The organism is Mucilaginibacter rubeus (genome assembly GCF_014643835.1).
Classification (GTDB): Bacteria; Bacteroidota; Bacteroidia; order Sphingobacteriales; family Sphingobacteriaceae; genus Mucilaginibacter; species Mucilaginibacter rubeus.
This window is the reverse complement of the sequence record NZ_BMKD01000002.1, coordinates 598,363-615,250: the sequence shown is the minus strand read 5'-3', so window position 1 is coordinate 615,250 and position 16,888 is coordinate 598,363. Positions and strand designations below refer to the sequence as shown.

Sequence of the window (16,888 nt, the reverse complement as noted above, 5' to 3'; positions counted from 1 at the left end):
TGATTAATTTTAGGACATTTGCGACCTTTGCATCTCTGAACACTTACAAATGAAATTAAATTTAAAACGGCCCCTGGCTTTCTTTGATCTTGAAACAACAGGTACCAATATCGGTGCCGACCGTATAGTTGAAATATCTGTTATCAAGCTTAACCCTGATGGCAGCGAAGAAGTGAAAACGTGGCGTGTTCACCCGGGCATTCCTATCCCACTCGAGTCGTCGCTGGTGCACGGCATTTATGATGAGCATATACAAAACGAAAAGCAATTTAAAGAACTTGGACAGGAAATAGCCGATTTTATTGGTGATAGTGATTTGGCCGGATACAATTCAAATAAGTTTGATATCCCCATGATTATGGAGGAATTTTTACGTTCCGGAGTGGATTTCAACCTGGATGCCCGCCATTTTGTTGATGTACAGAACATATTTCATCAAATGGAGCAACGCACGTTAAAGGCGGCCTACCAGTTTTATTGCAATAAAGTAATTGAAAACGCCCATTCGGCCGAAGCAGATACCCGCGCTACCATGGAGGTTTTGCTGGCGCAGATTGAGCGTTATGAAAATGTAGAGTGGGAAGATAAAAAAGGCAATAAAATAATCCCTGTTGTGGGCGATGTTGAAGCGCTGCACGCATTTACTAACCTGAGCAAACCGGTTGATTTTGCCGGTCGTATGGTTTATAATGAACAGGGCGAGGAGTTGATAAACTTTGGCAAACATAAAGGCAAACGTGTTGAAGACGTATTAAACGCCGAGCCAAGTTATTATTCGTGGATGATGCAGGGTGATTTTCCGCTTTATACCAAGCGCAAGCTCGAAGAAATTTATACCCGCTGGAACGCCAAAAAAGTTGCCGAGCGTCAGGCAAACAAAGCAGCCCAGCCAAAACCGGCCGATCAACAACCTGCTGCCCCCAAACCTGAGTATCAGAAAAAAGAATACACAAAGCCCGATCATACTAAAAATCAACATTATCAAAACAAACCTTTCAAAAAGAAGGATGAGCCTGCCCAGCCTGTTAACGATGATATGCTGGCTCAGTTAGCTTTGAAGTTTAAAAAGGGGTAAATTTGTCTGAACCCTGATTTTTAGGATTAAAGGATTTTCAGGATTTTTTATGAAGCCCTTGCAGGTATTTGTGCAAGGGCTTTTTGTTGATAATATTCTGAAACCTAAGCTTCATGGATTCGTTCAACTTTAGCCTTTAGCCTTTAGCCTTTAGCCTTTAGCCTTTAGCCTTTAGCCTTTAGCCTTTAGCCTTTAGCCTTTAGCCTTTAAAAAATCAATATTCCTTTTTAGCCCGCTAAATTTCGTGCGTTTAACAGCCGAGTTTTTGAATACTTTTTGAAAAATATCCTGGGTAATGTCCTGCCAGTCGGTAGTTTTCAAGTGTAGCAAATCGGGGTGCGGAGTAAAGGCCGGCTCGGTATTAAGCACCGAGAAACGGTTCCAGGGGCAAACATCCTGACAAACATCGCAGCCAAACATCCAGTTATCCATCTTGCCTTTAAACTCCTGCGGAATTTCATTTTTAAGCTCGATGGTTAAATAGGAGATGCAGCGGCTGCCATCAACCACATATGGGCCAACTATAGCATCGGTAGGGCAGGCGTCGATACAATTGGTGCAGGTGCCGCAATGATCGGCTGTGGGGGCTATATCGTATTCCAGTTCAAGGTCAATGATCAGTTCGGCCAGGAAAAAGAACGAGCCGGCTTTTTTGTTGAGCAGGTTGCTGTTTTTGCCAATCCAGCCCATTCCTGCTTTACGTGCCCATGCCTTATCAAGTACTGGAGCCGAATCAACAAACGCACGGCCGCCTACTTCACCAATTTTATCATTAATGATTTGCAGTAATAGCCTCAGCTTATCTTTAATCACCGTGTGGTAGTCAATTCCATAAGCGTATTTAGAGATTTTGGGCGATAACGGATCATCCTGTTGCTGATCGGTATAGTAATTTATACCAAGCGAGATGACAGATTTTGCCCCATCAACCAACAAACGAGGGTCAAGGCGCTTATCAAAATGGTTCTCCATGTACGCCATTTCGCCATGCATGTTTTTATTAAGCCAGGCTTCAAGGCGTGGAGCTTCGTCTTCCAAAAAATCAGCCCTGGCGATGCCGCAAAACAGAAAGCCAAGTTTTTGCGCCTCGTTTTTAATGAGTTGACTGTATGTTGATTTGTTTTGCTGCATTTGTGCAAAGATACTATAAATTGAAATTGGTGAGTGTACAGAGACGCCCCCCCAATCAGGTTTGTATACTTGCATAAGCACATTATTCGTTATTATACTTTACTCCGTTTTGCTATAAGTTTACTATTGGTTCAGTTTTTGTATCTGATTAAAAAATAAGAATTTATAGCATGCTTGAGCATATTAAATATTTGCCTGCGCATGTGTTAGGGATGCATGCAGCAGGCCACGTTACTATTGGCGATTATGAAAGGGCTTTACGACCATTGCTTGAGCAACAGGTAAAACAAACCGGGCGGATAAACTTTTTACTGGTGCTGGAAACTAATATTAAAAATTTTACAGCAGGTGCCTGGTGCGGTAATATCAGGCTGGGCCTTAAATATTTTACCCGATGGAACAAAGTTGCTGTTGTAACCGATCAGGACGGTGTTCGGGAGTTCAGTCATTTGTTTAAATATATTTTACCGGGCAAGTTTGCAGGCTATAGGCTGGAAGAATTAGACGAAGCCGTAAAATGGATAACAGGAAATAAATAAATATCATTATGGAAACTATAGATGAAAGAGCAGCTATGAATAATGATGATTCAGATCTGCACAATGATGAGTTAGGTGAAAATACCGGTGATGATACCATAATAGCCGAGATAGTTCATTTAAAACCCGACGAAAAGGATATTAGCAAAATGCCGTCGTCAAACAAAGGGCAAGGCCCGGCGGGTGAGGATTTGTGAGGCGTCCGCCCCCAAAAGGGGAATCGCAAGTTCCCAGCTTTTTAGTCCTTAAATTGATGGCTATGCCTAAATAGATGGCAGAAAACAAGAAATGCCAACTCTTTGAGCCGGCATTTCTTATTTAAATATCCTCCGTATCTCCCCTTTAAGGGGGCGGGGGCTAAAAGCTGTTCCTGATACTGTTGCTTAACGTTTTAGCGCTCCAGTACCCGCTATCCAAAATCCGGCGCACAGTCATTAATGGATCGGCTTGATCACGTTTATCAGCTAATTGGAAAGCCATTTTAAAACCACGTTTCCTAAGTTCAGGTAAAGCGGCTTTGTTCCAGATACCAAACGGATAAGCAAAGTAGTCCATTTTTTTGCCGGTGATTTCTTCCAATGTTTTAGTTGGTTTTTCGATTTGGGTAACCCAGTCGTCCACCGGGCGATTGGTTATTTTACCATTTTTGCCGATGATCTTAAGGGTTGATGTATGTGAATAACGGTCAACACGGTGGTGGTCCCAGGTGTGGCTGGCAATAACGTTACCTTCGTCAGATAGTTGTTTTACCTGCTCTTTGGTCATGTAATGCGGACGGCCTAACGATACGGTCATCACAAAATAAACTGCCTTAAAACCATACTTTTTAAGGGTAGGATTGGCAATGGTGAACTGATCAAGGTCAGTATCATCAAACGTAAGCATGATAGGCTTTTTAGGCAGCGGCGCGCCCTTGGTAAGGTATGCATAAAGCTGATCGGGCAGTATGGTATGGTAACCGCTGTCGGCCAGCATTTTGATGTGCTCTTTAAAAGCAGCAACCTGAACTATATAATCTTTAGCGTTTTTTGAATCGGTAGGCTTCCAGTCGCGGATTTGGTGGTAGCAGAGGATAGGTACCTGTTTGCGGGCTAAAATAGCGGCCGCATCACCCTGTGATGTTGCATTGGCAGCCGGAACTTCGGCAACAGGGGCAGCAGTAGTTGATTTATCTGATGGCTTCGACTGGCATGAAACAGCGCCGAAAGCACAAAGGGCCAGCATGGCTAACGTTTGTTTTATCATATTATAGGTTGGTTTTATTCCTTAATTAACGGCAGCTAAAATAATAATTATATAACACGCAAGCCTTGCGATGTAAACAAAATTAATTAAGACTTTAAGTATGATAACCGGATAATTATTCGCTTTTATTGATGATCTGCTTCAGGCCCGGCTCGCATGTAAGCAGGTGCCATCCGCCAAAAACTACAAACACTTTGTTATGGGTTTTAAGCAGATTGTCAATGGTGCGAAGCAGGCTTTGATCCCTGATCTCTTTGGAGGCTCTGCCAATTTCCTGAAATTTTCCTTTGGGGTCAAACGGATTGGTAGGTTCCAGCTCCTCGAGCTTAAAAGGGCGGTTAAGCAGTTTTTGATAGGCGGCTTCAAAATAATCCAGGGTTTGCTCAGCAGGTGAAAGCTTTACTCCACCTGTTTTCATGATATAGCCTTGTATAAATTTAGCATAATTTGCTTTAAATGCCGCGCTATCGGTAACAGGAAGCCGTTGGCCCCACATAAAACGTTCGGTAACTATATAAGCTAAAAATTCGCTGGTAGTGTATCTCTTCAATAGCTCTTTAAATTCAAGGCTATCGGTCATGTCGCCGTTAACGGTTATAATTTTAAGGCTATCTGCAAGGGTTTTGGTAAGCCCTATTTCACCATCTTTTTGAATGGCTTCTTTTTTTGAGGCGAAAACCTTTTTTGAAACATCTCCTCCTTCGTTAACACATACATCAGGTCTGAATTCAAAAAATGCCTTTTTGATCCCCTTAAACATCGGATTTTCGGTGTCGTTGTTATCCGGCAAATGGTTAACGCCACAAAAAACAATCTCCTTTTTGTCGTTTTTAAACCTTAATATGTAGGGATTGGCAGGCAGGTGCCCGGCAGCATCAAGTTTGATCTTTAAGTAACTAACCGTTGGGTAAATCTCAGCGGATGCTTTGTCTTTTTTGGTTCTGCAGCTTAACAAGGCCGAGGAAAATAACAGTAATAAAGTTATGTATTTCATCGGCCCTGTTGTGTTTGTTATAAAACTATACGCTTTCCTTCTTTTATTGACCGCTTGGCGGCATCCAGGATTTGCATAACAATCATATTGTATTTTAATGATGAACGGTCATCCGGGTGCCTGAGCGGATTTGCGAGGGCCGAAGTAAAATAGGCTACCGGCGCATCAGCTGGGGCTACCAGTGGGACAGCTTTATAACCTCTTACACGGTTATTAACTCTTATTTCAACACTATCCTTATCGAAGGCATGGATATAACCCTTAGCACCGAAAATCTCCATGTCCTTGATACTGAAAGGCCAGTTCCAGGAGGCTTCAATCTGCCCGGTGGCATTGGCGTATTCAACCAATATGGTGGCATCATCCTCAACCTTCGGATATACGGTTGGTTTATAATGCCTTGCGATAGCGGTTACTGCTATCGGGCGCTGGCCCTTCATTAGCCAGGTCATCAAATCAGCGCCATAGCAACCAAAATCATTCAGGGCGCCTGCACCATTTAATACAGGATCTGTTAACCAGCTCAAAAAGTCCTCGCTGCAGCCAATTTCGCGTGGCCCCTGGTGCCCGTCATGCACCACCATTTTACGGATCAAACCTATGCTGTCCTGCTTAACGGTATTATAAACATCCTGAAAGGATGGGTACCAGGTAGTTTCATAATTTGTTAATACTTTGACGTAGTATTTAAGGGCCAGAAACTCCATGCGTTTAGCCTGCTCAAGGGTGGCGGCCAGCGGTTTTTCAACCATTACTGAAATACCTAAGGGTGCGCAGGTCTCCACAATATCCACATGTTTGCCAACAGCGTTGTAACCCAACACAATAGCAGGCTTACGGGTGGTGCACATTTTCCTTAGGTCATCAAAAAACAGGGAATCGGGCAGGTTATATGCTTTGCCAAATTTTTCCCAAAGCTTTTTATCGGGTTCGGCAATGCCTACAATATTTACGTTTCCCTTTCGGTACTCACTTAATATGAGGTGGATATGGTCATGGTTTAAGCCCATAATACCTACTTTTAGCGTCGGTACGGGCTTGTGTATCACGGGTATGGTGTCTTTTTTTGCCTTGTTAACTGAATCGGTAGGTGCCGTAACCGAAGGGGCTGGTGCTGTACCTGGTGGTGGTGGTGTTGTTTGTGCCGATGCGATAGTTATGCAGCTTAAAAAGAGCGTAGTAGTAGTGAGCAGTAGTTTTAATTTGGTTTTCATGATTGGTGGCGATGTATACGTTTATCTCAAAATAAGGATGGATTTCCTCCCAGCTTTATCTTTCCTAAATGTTTGTAGGCAGCTTCAGTAGCTTCACGGCCGCGGGCCGTACGCATTAAAAAGCCTTCCTGTATTAAAAACGGTTCGTAAACCTCTTCAATTGTGCCCTCGTCTTCACCAACTGCTGTTGCAACGGTTTTTAAACCTACCGGACCGCCTTTAAACTTATCAATAATGGTAAGCAGGATCTTGTTGTCCATTTCGTCCAATCCGTGACTATCTACATTTAAAGCGTTCAATGCATACTGGGCAATCTCCGTATCAATCTTGCCATTTCCTTTGATTTGGGCGAAATCACGTGTGCGGCGAAGTAATGCATTGGCAATACGGGGGGTACCACGGCTGCGGCGGGCGATTTCATAAGCACCTTCATCAGTAATAGGTGTTTTTAGTATCGACGCCGAACGTAGTACAATGGTGGTAAGCAGTTTGGCATCATAATATTCCAGGCGCGAGTTGATACCAAACCTGGCCCTTAGAGGCGCAGTAAGCAAGCCGGAACGGGTAGTTGCGCCTACCAGGGTGAACGGATTAAGCGAAATTTGTACCGAACGGGCATTGGGGCCGCTCTCCAGCATAATATCTATCTTAAAATCCTCCATGGCCGAGTAAAGGTATTCTTCAACCAGCGGACTTAAGCGGTGAATTTCATCAATAAAAAGAATATCCCCGGTTTCAAGATTGGTAAGCAAACCCGCCAAATCCCCGGGTTTATCTAAAACAGGGCCTGAGGTGATCTTAATGCCTACACCCATTTCATTGGCGATAATGTGTGAAAGGGTGGTTTTGCCTAAACCCGGAGGGCCATGCAGCAATACATGATCAAGCGCCTCTCCACGCTGGCGGGCCGCCTGTACAAAGATCTTTAAATTAGCTAATATTTTATGCTGACCGGTAAAGTCTTCAAATTGCTGCGGGCGCAATACTTTTTCAATATCACGTTCGGCCGGACTGAGACGTTCGCGTTCAGGGTCAAGATGCTCATTCATTGCCAACGAAATTAGTAATTTTTTAGGCCAAAGGTGAAAGGTTAAAGGTAAAAGGTTTGTTTCTTTTGAGGGGGCGAAAGGTTAAAGCTAAAGGGCAAAAGGTTTTTTCTTTCAGTGGATAGATTAATTTGCTTTAAAGACAAAAAGTTAAAGTTTTGTAATGTAACCTTTAACCTTTCGCCTTTATCCTTTCACCTTTAAAAAATCACCCCTCCGGGTACTTCCTGAAAATGCTGTTGATCTTCATCTGGATCACGCCTAAAAATGCTTCCCGGAAAATACGCGTCGACATTTTGGAGGTACCGGCAGTGCGGTCGGTAAATATAATCGGGACTTCTACCAGCTTAAAGCCATGTTTAATGGTAGTATATTTCATCTCGATCTGGAAAGCGTAACCAACAAACTTGATTTTATCCAGCTTAACGGTTTCAAGCACCCTGCGTTTGTAGCACATAAAACCCGCGGTGGCGTCTTGCACTTTCATGCCGGTTATAAAACGTACATATACTGATGCAAAATAGCTCATCAACACCCGGCTCATGGGCCAGTTTACCACGTTTACGCCAGTTACATAACGGGAGCCTATTGCCGCGTCGGCACCATCAATACAGGCTTGCCTTAGTTTCAACAGGTCATCCGGATTGTGCGAAAAGTCGGCATCCATCTCAAAAATATAGTCGTAATGGCGGGCTATACACCATTTAAAACCATGTATATAGGCAGTGCCCAATCCCTGTTTACCGGCTCGTTCTTCCATAAAAAGCCGACCGTTATATTCAGCTTGCAAACTTTTTACTATCTGCGGCGTACCGTCGGGTGATCCGTCGTCAATGATCAGGATATGAAAATCATGAGGCAAGGAAAATACCTTGCGGATCATCCGCTCGATATTTTCCTTCTCGTTATACGTGGGTATAATTACTATGCTATCGGGCACTGAATCGTATTTTGAAAAATGATGTAAACGTTTAAGGTGCGAAAATAATCAATTTACAGAGCATCAAAACAAAAAAACAGGAAAGCTTGCGCAATCCTGCAATTTTGGGTAATATTTTACAGGTTATGAGTGTCGGCAATAACCTGGTTTTCCACGTAAGGGTCGGTAATGTAATTTCTTTCTTTAAGGCGTGGAGAAACGATCAGGAATATGATGATGAATACACTGATGAAAGCCACAAAAAACCATTCGTAATTGGCACCCTTAAGATTTTCAGCCCACCAGCCCCCGTCTTCAATAAGACCATTTACAAGGGCGGTGATCAGGTTTCCAAACGAAACAACCAGGAACCAAATTCCTGACATAGTACTTTTCATTGATTTTGGAGAATGGGTATAAGCATATTCCAAACCGGTAATTGACACCAATACTTCCGCAGCTGATAATATTAAAAAGGCCAGCACTTGCCACCACATTGACGGAGAGCCACCATGATCAATACTTACATGTGTAAAACCGATAACTACAAACGATAACGCCGTCAAAATCAAGCCCGCTCCGAGCCTGCGCAAAGGTGTTGTTTTCAACCCGATCTTATCTAAATTTGGATAAATCACATAGTTAAAAAGCGGGATGAATAACAGGAGGAAAATGGTATTAAATGTAGACATTGAACCCGGTTCTATCTGGAATGAGGTAAAACCAAGATTGATGTTTCGATCCATTTTTGCAGCATACAGCGTCCATTCTGAAAGGCATTGGTCCCAAACAGCCCAAAACGCCAGCGCAAAAAAGAATACAGAAATTACGCGGTATACCGCTTTAACTCCTTCAACACGTTCCGGGTCATAACTTTCTTTGGCAATATCAAGTAATGATTGCCCTGGTTTCTTTTTACTTAAATGGGTAAGTGCATACCAGGTAATAAACACCAGGTTATTTCGGTTTACGCCCTGCGGAGGCACTTTTACATATTTTTTGCGGCCCATAAAAAATATCACAGTTGCCAAACCCATTAATATGCCGGGAACACCAAAAGCCCATTTAGGGCCGTAATATTTGTAAATGGTAGGGATAGCAATCGTTGATAACATAGAGCCTGCATTGATGCTAAAGTAAAACCAACCGTAAACTTTTGAGAGCAAATCCTGGTTGCTGGCATCAAACTGGTCGCCTACGTTGGCCGAAACGCACGATTTGATACCACCCGCACCGATGGCGACAACAAGCATACCTATCTCAAAGCCACTAAGGCTTGTATCAAACATCGCCAGCAACAGGTGTCCAAAGCAATATACTACAGAAATATAAAGGATGAGCTTGTATTTGCCGGTAAACCAGTCGGCCACCATGCCGCCTACAAATGGTAAAGCGTAAGCCACCATAACAAATAAATGGTTCAGCTTATTGGCATGGGCATCAGCCTGTTGGGCTAACGCGGGATTACCTGCAGGGTTAAAGAATTGTTTTACCAAAAAAAGGGTAAGTATGGAACGCATGCCATAAAAGCTAAAACGTTCAGCGGCTTCATTGCCAATAATGTAAGGGACGCTCTTGGGGAATTTTGATTTTAGTGGAGCAGTTTTTTCTTGCATCAGTTAACTTAAAATTTGCTAAAGGTAATATAAATCTTCCAATCCGAAATTTAATACCGAAAGTGTTACAATTTAAACAATAAAAGTGTTGATTTTGGGGCTATTGCTGTTGTTTAATTTCTTAATGTTTTACCGGTAAAAGGGCGCGGTCTTTTGCGGCTTGCTTTTTGGGATCAATATATTCGTTATCGGTGGCCGAATTGCCGTCGGCAATGTTGCGCATGTCAAGGTTTTCTATATAAGTCCAGCGGCCATCTTTTAATTGGTAGCCATCGTAACTCAAATCGGGGCCAAAGGTTTCAGGTTTGTCTTTACTCCGGCCATCTGGCGCCGAAAGATGGTCAAAAACAATAATATTTTTCTCTGGCACAAATCTCAATAGCATCGATACCTGCCGGGCGTACTCAAATATAACACGGCTGCGGGTTTTGCCATTGCCGTTAAACACGGGCATGCCAAACTGCGGCACACCATTGTTAAATGAAATTGCATCGATCACTTTTTTTGTGGATTTAACGGTATTACCTTTCCACCCTAATAATACATAATATGGTTTGGGGCCGTACACCGACATTATCTTATAGTATTGGGCACCATACCATTTATGGCTATCGGTTACCGAATCCTCTGGGTTCTTCAATAAAGGCGAATAATCTTCGAGTGGGTACATTTTGAGCGGGCCGCCGGTATTTATTTGAACAGTTCCATAAAAGCGATAACTGCCATCGAGGTTTGTAACATGCCAGCTCAGGATGCGAAAACGGTTATCGGGTGAGTTAACAATGCTGATGCTCTTAACAGAATCAAAGGGGAACAGGAAGGAGTTATTGATTTTTAACGCCTGTACCAGTGTTTTAATAAACTGGTAATTAGCGTTTTTACGCTCCATGTCATTCTCATCATTTACAATCTTTTTGCCAAGGCGAGTGAGACTATCCTGGTATTCGTTAAGTTTTTTGAGCCTTGTACCTTCGTCATAGTATTGCGCAAAAGTTTGCATGCAAAGCAGTATGGAGAGGATAGTAAGAAGGGTTTTTTTTGTCACTATTTTAATTTAATTAGTTGAGCTTATTTTTTATGTCTTTGCGAGATGGCTTTGCAAGTTTCTTTATATAGAATAAGATTGTTTCGTTTCTTATAATGATGTAATTGTAAGCTGTTGGTTAGTATTGTATTTTATAATCTATTTTATAAATATGGGCGTTGCCTGCGGCCCGGGCTTTCCGTTACAAGTCCTCGCTTTTCCTGCTCGCAACCGCAACCCGCGCTGTGGGCTTTTCACTGCAATCCCTAACGCGCCCACACGCAACATCACTAAAAATATATTTTGCTTATAATGACGTTATTTATAAAATACTAACGTAAATTTTCGATAACCATTGCACTGGCACCGCCGCCTCCGTTACAGATACCTGCAGCGCCATATTTACCGTTATTTTGCTTTAATACGTGTAAAAGGGTAACAATGATTCGCGCACCCGAAGCGCCGAGAGGGTGGCCCAATGAAACAGCACCACCGTTAACGTTTACTTTTTCCGGGTCGAGGTTCAAAAGCTGGTTGTTGGCTATTGATACTACAGAGAAGGCTTCATTGATCTCAAAGAAGTCGATATCGGAATTTTGCAGGCCCGCCCTGTGCAGTGCCAGCGGAATAGCTTTTGAGGGCGCAGTGGTAAACCATTCGGGTGCCTGCTGGGCATCGGCATAAGATACTATTTTAGCAAGCGGCTTTATGCCAAGTTCATCTGCTTTTTCGCGGCTCATAAGCACTACAGCTGCTGCGCCATCATTCAGGGTCGACGCGTTGGCGGCCGTAACCGTGCCGTCTTTTTTAAATACGGGTTTTAATGATGGGATCTTGTCAAACTTAACTGTTTGAGGTTCCTCATCTTCGGCGAACATCGTGATATCGCCTTTTTTGTCTTTAAGGCCAACAGGAGTTATTTCATCTTTAAATTTTCCGTCTGCCTGTGCTTTTTGGGCACGCTGGTATGATAGGATGGCATATGCATCCTGTTCCTCCCGGCTGATGTTGCAGTCGGTAGCGCAAAGTTCGGCTGCTGAGCCCATATGATAGTCGTTGTAAACATCCCAAAGACCGTCTTTTACCAAACCGTCAATGATTTGCCCGTTACCTAAACGGTAACCGTTGCGGGCCTTATCCAGGTAATAGGGTACGTTGCTCATACTTTCCATGCCGCCGGCAACAACAATGTCGTTTTGCCCTATGGCTATGCTTTGGGCGGCTAACATAATGGCTTTCATACCCGATGCACAAACTTTATTAACCGTTGTTGCGGGCAGATAGGGGAGCCCGGCAAAAATAGCTGCCTGTGTTGCCGGCGCCTGCCCAACATTGGCCGACATTACATTGCCCATATAAATTTCCTGAACCTGATCGGGCCGTAAGCCCGCTTTTTCAACTGCCGATTTGATGACTGCCGCGCCTAACTGTGTGGCGCCGATAGCAGCCAGGCTGCCTCCAAAACTACCTATAGGTGTGCGTGTAGCCGCTACTATTACAACTTCTTTCATGTGTCCCTCATTAAAATTGGTGGGCAAATTTAGTGATTTGGATGAAAGAAAATACTATGCATGCATAATAAAATTAGTTGCAGTTTTTTAGTTGCAGTAGCAGGTTTTAAATCAGTTGATAGTTTAGTTTGCAGTTTTTTGATTATGTAAAATTAGGGCTTTTGTAATAGGACAATAATTATACTAACTGCAAACTATAAACGGCAAACAGTTGCTACCTACTGCTACTGCCACTAATCACTATCTTCCTTTTTCTTCTTCGAACTTCCTTTTTTCCTGGCGTGCAGGGCTTGTTGCATGAGGTATTCGATCTGGCCGTTGGTGCTTCTGAATTCTTCGGCAGCCCAGCTCTCAATCTCCTTCAGCATGTCGGGGTTAATGCGTAATACAAATGCTTTTTTTTCGGCCATATCAACTTGCGGCCGCTGCCTGGGCCTGTTTTAACAAAACTAAATTTATGCCCAGTAACGCCAATAGCGGCAGTTCTGGTACTTTTTTGATCATATCGAGGTTCATTTTTACAATAAATGGCTTTTTCCGGCTCCATATTTTGGTTTCTACATTCAGGATATCGCCCAATTGCTCGTTTACCAAGGTACAGGTGCGTGAAAGGATCTTTTTGTTATAAAAAGTAGCCATGAGCCCATTGTTTAAATTGAGCGTTATCTTACGGTTCCAGATGTCTGGTGTCACCAAACCTGTTTCCATGCCATCGGACTGCTCAATAGCAAGTTTTCGGCCTAACCAGTTCTTGCGTTTTACTATCCAGTTTCCATTCGCTGTTTCCAGTAAGCAAGCGCGTTTTAAAGCTCCCGTATAGGTGAGCTTACCATAGCTAAACTGCCCGTCGGTAAGTTCGTACCATGGTCGCCAAAAACCATGCCTCAGTACTGGTAATTCCGATACGCGGAGCTGATCAAAGCTTCTGAATTGATCCATGGTATTAATGGTATAAAGTACCGGTATTAACAACAGGGTTAACAGCTTTATCACCGCAAAGTACAACCAGCAGATTGCTTACCATGGCTGCCTTGCGTTCCTCGTCAAGTTCAACTATGTTTTTTTCGGATAGCTTGTTCAGTGCCATTTCAACCATGCCAACGGCACCTTCAACTATCAGCTTACGGGCTGCTATGATGGCCGATGCCTGCTGTACCTGCAGCATGGAATGTGCAATTTCAGGCGCGTAGGCCAAATGGGAGATGCGGGCTTCTAATACCTCAATGCCGGCGCGGTCGAGCCTTTCGTTCAATTCCTTCTCCAACATTGAGCTTACCTGTTCGGCGCCACCGCGCAGGGTGATGGCTGCGGTTTCATCCTCCAGGTTATCATAAGGAAATGAGTTGGCCAAGTGCCTTACCGCGGCTTCGCTCTGGATATTTACATATTGAATGTAATTTTCAACTGCAAACACGGCAGCGGCGGTATCTTTTATCTGCCATACAATAACAGCGGCAATTTCAATAGGGTTACCAATGCTATCGTTTACTTTCAGTTGTTGGCCGTTAAGGTTAAAGGCTCTTAATGATACTTTTCTTTTTACGGTGAAAGGGTTCACCCAAAAAAAGCCATCTTTTTTTACAGTACCCAGGTACTTGCCGAAAAGGGTAAGCACTTTTGATTCGTTAGGATTAACGACAACAAGTCCCGGGAGCAGAAAAACGAAGCCGATGATAGCTAACATAGCGCCAATAGGTTCTTCACCCGCCCAAAAGCAAAGGGCAGCTATTACCAGTAATGCAAGGAATACAATAAGCACAGCAAAACCCGATGGCGGGTTGATGGTTTTTTCAGGATTCATGATTTAGTTTGATTTTAAAATGATATCATAAAGATATCAAATTTATTTTTACAAAAGCAAGAAAAACTGCATATAACAGAAACTTATATTATTTTTGGCAGGTTAATCATTTAAATGGCAAAACTATCCACTTCGCGCCAAAAGGCTTTACTGCGCAAATACGCCCGTAATGTTAAGTTTTTGATGATGCTGATTAGTATCGTGCTTATTGTTTACTTTTTACCGAAACAGGCAAAATTTAGCTACGAGCACGAAAAGGGGAGGATCTGGAACCAGAAAGACCTGGTATCGCCCTATAATTTCGCAATACTAAAAACACCGCAGGAAATCATGGCCGATCAAAAATCGGCGCTGGAAAGCATAACGCCAATTTACCAGCTGGACGCAGGGATGCAAAGCCAGCAGATTGAAGGTTTTAAAGCCGACCTGGAAATTAAATGGCACAATGCCGGTATCAATGATAAACTTAAGCCAAAGTACATTGCTGTCGGTACCGATTTATTGACCGAAATTTACCAGACAGGGGTTTTTAAGCCTAATGCCAAATACCAGCAAAGTTCAGAGAATTACCCTATACGAATCCTGGATAAGAATGTGGCCACTGATAAAAACACCAGTGAGCTGTTTACCAAAGAAAAAGCGCAGGCTTATTGTGATAAGGTATTGAGCAGGCATACTGATTTAGATAAAGCCTTCCTGCTCGATCTGATCAGCAACCGCCTCCAAAATAATCTTGCCTATGATAATAACCTTACTTCAAGACTGGAGAAGGAAGTTGTAGATGGTCTTTCGGTAACACGCGGAATGGTGCAAAAAGGAGAGGTGATAGTTTACAAAGGCTCGGTAGTTAATGATGATGTTTATCAAAAACTGGAATCATTTAAAAAAGCGTTTGAGGATAACGCCCGTGTTAACGGTAACAGAAACTTAGTCCTCTTGGGGCAATTTTTCCTGGTGGCTATAGCTATCTCGCTGCTCATGATTTTCCTGTATCTTTTTCGTAAGGATATTTACGCCGATAACAGGTTGGTAAGTTTGATATTACTGGTAATTACTACCATGCTGGCCACTTTATCGCTGGCTATAAAACTCCAGTTCCCGACTAATTTGTACTATATCCCTTATTGTATAGTACCTATTATTATCCGGATATTGTTTGATACCCGTTTGGCGCTTAATATCCATTTGCTGGTGGTGCTCATAGCCGGTTTTTTTGTGCCTAACAGCTTTGAGTTTGCTTATTATGAAATTACGGCGGGTATGGTATCCATCTACAGTATTAAAAACCTGGTACGCCGCGAACAGTTTCTGATCTCGGCAGTGATCATCATTTTTACCTACTTCGTGGCATTTTTGGGGATTACCTTTATTCGTGAGGGTGATTTCCTGAACATCGACTGGATGGACTTTTTGCCTTTTGTAGTTAGCGTACTGCTTACCCTGCTGGCTTACCCGCTTATTTATTTGTTCGAGAAGGTTTTTGCCATCACTTCCGAAATTACGCTCATCGAATTAACCAATACCAATGCGCCATTGCTGCGCGAACTGGCTTTTAACGCTCCGGGCACCTTTCAGCATTCGCTGCAGGTAGCTAACCTGGCCGAAAACGCTATTTATGCAGTTGGCGGCAACGCCTTACTGGTTAGGGCAGGGGCGCTTTATCATGATATTGGCAAAATGGAAAACCCTTTGTTTTTTATCGAAAACCAAAGTTCGGGCTTTAACCCGCATGATAAACTGCCTTATGAAGAAAGTGCCCAGATCATTATCCGCCACGTGAGCAGGGGTATTGAAATGGCACGCAAGTCCAACCTGCCCGAGGTGGTGATTGATTTTATCCGTACCCATCATGGTAATACCCGCGTGGATTATTTTTACCAGTCGTCATTGAAAAATTTTCCGGAAAAATTCATTAACGAGAACATTTTTCGCTATCCCGGCCCCATTCCTTTTACCAAAGAAGGTGCCGTTTTAATGCTTGCCGACTCAGTTGAGGCCGCATCGCGCTCATTAAAAGAGCCCGATGAAGAATCCATTAGTGTACTGGTAGACCGTATTGTAAAATACAAGCTTGATCAAAACCAGTTGAAAGACAGTAATATAACTTTGAAAGACATAGAAACAATCAAGGCTATTTTTAAGCGCATGCTGATGAGTATTTATCATGTTAGAATAGATTATTAAAAAATGTAATTTTTTTTTGCGGGGATACTTGAATTACTATATTTGCAGTCCCTGAAAAAAGGGATATAGTTTAAAAAACAAAACGGAGAGATGCCTGAGAGGCCGAAAGGAACAGTTTGCTAAACTGTCGTACTGGAAACGGTACCGAGGGTTCGAATCCCTCTCTCTCCGCTTCGCAAGAGGATCGCAAGTTGCGGTCCTTTTTTTGTTTCTACAGGTCCCGTCATAAAAGCCGATACTGTTTACTTACATCCATTAAACGCTTACATTTGCACAAATGGAAGCTATTGAAATACCATTTTGATTGCCCCTTTTCACCAATTTCATTTACATTCTTAACTATTTGATCCTGATAACTAAGGCAGTCAAAACCAAATTGGCTAACAAGGGGCAATATGTTGTGGCTTATCCACTATCGATGGAAACTCTAAAAAAACGGTTTACAAATGGTGTAAACCTTATGTGCAGTCATATACAATTTAATACCATTATTTTACTCTTGTTGTTTCTTTAAAAACATACCTATAAATTGGTTCTGTAATCTAAATATCAGTCACTTTTATATCGGCATTATTTGATTTTCGATAAA

At 42.8% G+C, this 16,888-nt stretch carries 16 protein-coding genes and 1 tRNA gene; 5 read left to right on the top strand and 12 right to left on the bottom strand.

The window, feature by feature from the left end; all coding sequences use genetic code 11:
- The first annotated feature begins 49 nt into the window (after positions 1–49).
- Positions 50–1,075, top strand: coding sequence for a 3'-5' exonuclease (locus IEX80_RS09045; protein WP_176627595.1), 1,026 nt, complete (start codon positions 50–52; stop codon positions 1,073–1,075).
- 192 nt (positions 1,076–1,267) lie between these two features.
- Here the strand turns inward: IEX80_RS09045 and queG are convergent, their stop codons facing one another.
- On the bottom strand, positions 1,268–2,206 hold the full coding sequence (queG, locus tag IEX80_RS09040) for a tRNA epoxyqueuosine(34) reductase QueG (protein WP_090526662.1): 939 nt from the start codon (positions 2,204–2,206) through the stop codon (positions 1,268–1,270).
- Between the two features lie 170 nt (positions 2,207–2,376).
- Between queG and IEX80_RS09035 the strand changes: the two genes are divergently transcribed.
- Both IEX80_RS09035 and IEX80_RS09030 read left to right on the top strand, forming a co-directional pair.
- A complete protein-coding gene (locus IEX80_RS09035) occupies positions 2,377–2,745 on the top strand; it encodes a SpoIIAA family protein (protein WP_090526664.1) in 369 nt (122 codons plus the stop codon).
- Between the two features lie 8 nt (positions 2,746–2,753).
- On the top strand, positions 2,754–2,942 hold the full coding sequence (locus IEX80_RS09030; RefSeq protein ID WP_090526666.1) for a hypothetical protein: 189 nt from the start codon (positions 2,754–2,756) through the stop codon (positions 2,940–2,942).
- Between the two features lie 160 nt (positions 2,943–3,102).
- Here the strand turns inward: IEX80_RS09030 and IEX80_RS09025 are convergent, their stop codons facing one another.
- From IEX80_RS09025 to IEX80_RS08975, 11 genes are all read right to left on the bottom strand, one after another.
- Positions 3,103–3,990 carry a polysaccharide deacetylase family protein gene (locus IEX80_RS09025; RefSeq protein WP_188832698.1) on the bottom strand — a complete coding sequence of 296 codons (888 nt, stop codon included), beginning with the start codon at positions 3,988–3,990 and terminating at the stop codon, positions 3,103–3,105.
- Positions 3,991–4,105: 115 nt separating this feature from the next.
- Positions 4,106–4,984, bottom strand: a complete 879-nt coding sequence (locus IEX80_RS09020) for a hypothetical protein (protein ID WP_188832697.1) — start codon at positions 4,982–4,984, stop codon at positions 4,106–4,108.
- Between the two features lie 17 nt (positions 4,985–5,001).
- Positions 5,002–6,198 carry a Gfo/Idh/MocA family protein gene (locus IEX80_RS09015; protein ID WP_188832696.1) on the bottom strand — a complete coding sequence of 399 codons (1,197 nt, stop codon included), beginning with the start codon at positions 6,196–6,198 and terminating at the stop codon, positions 5,002–5,004.
- Positions 6,199–6,224: 26 nt separating this feature from the next.
- On the bottom strand, positions 6,225–7,247 hold the full coding sequence (ruvB, locus tag IEX80_RS09010; protein WP_090526672.1) for a Holliday junction branch migration DNA helicase RuvB: 1,023 nt from the start codon (positions 7,245–7,247) through the stop codon (positions 6,225–6,227).
- A gap of 205 nt (positions 7,248–7,452) precedes the next feature.
- Entirely contained in the window at positions 7,453–8,184 is a 732-nt protein-coding gene (locus IEX80_RS09005; RefSeq protein ID WP_188832695.1) for a polyprenol monophosphomannose synthase, read from the bottom strand.
- 116 nt (positions 8,185–8,300) lie between these two features.
- Entirely contained in the window at positions 8,301–9,779 is a 1,479-nt protein-coding gene (locus IEX80_RS09000) for a POT-type proton-dependent oligopeptide transporter (RefSeq protein ID WP_090526676.1), read from the bottom strand.
- Between the two features lie 121 nt (positions 9,780–9,900).
- A complete protein-coding gene (locus IEX80_RS08995; protein ID WP_188832694.1) occupies positions 9,901–10,824 on the bottom strand; it encodes a hypothetical protein in 924 nt (307 codons plus the stop codon).
- Positions 10,825–11,135: 311 nt separating this feature from the next.
- The gene (locus IEX80_RS08990) at positions 11,136–12,314 is read right to left on the bottom strand and encodes an acetyl-CoA C-acyltransferase (RefSeq protein WP_188832693.1); all 1,179 of its coding nucleotides are present in this window, start codon (positions 12,312–12,314) and stop codon (positions 11,136–11,138) included.
- A 233-nt stretch (positions 12,315–12,547) separates the two neighbouring features.
- The gene (locus IEX80_RS08985; protein WP_188832692.1) at positions 12,548–12,724 is read right to left on the bottom strand and encodes a type II toxin-antitoxin system antitoxin; all 177 of its coding nucleotides are present in this window, start codon (positions 12,722–12,724) and stop codon (positions 12,548–12,550) included.
- 1 nt (position 12,725) lies between these two features.
- Positions 12,726–13,253, bottom strand: coding sequence for a hypothetical protein (locus IEX80_RS08980; protein ID WP_188832691.1), 528 nt, complete (start codon positions 13,251–13,253; stop codon positions 12,726–12,728).
- A gap of 4 nt (positions 13,254–13,257) precedes the next feature.
- Positions 13,258–14,115 carry an SPFH domain-containing protein gene (locus IEX80_RS08975; protein ID WP_090526686.1) on the bottom strand — a complete coding sequence of 286 codons (858 nt, stop codon included), beginning with the start codon at positions 14,113–14,115 and terminating at the stop codon, positions 13,258–13,260.
- Positions 14,116–14,229: 114 nt separating this feature from the next.
- Here IEX80_RS08975 and IEX80_RS08970 point away from each other — a divergent pair, with 114 nt between their 5' ends.
- Positions 14,230–16,299 carry an HD family phosphohydrolase gene (locus IEX80_RS08970; RefSeq protein ID WP_188832690.1) on the top strand — a complete coding sequence of 690 codons (2,070 nt, stop codon included), beginning with the start codon at positions 14,230–14,232 and terminating at the stop codon, positions 16,297–16,299.
- 84 nt (positions 16,300–16,383) lie between these two features.
- A tRNA-Ser gene (locus IEX80_RS08965) sits at positions 16,384–16,470 on the top strand.
- Positions 16,471–16,888: the final 418 nt, after the last annotated feature.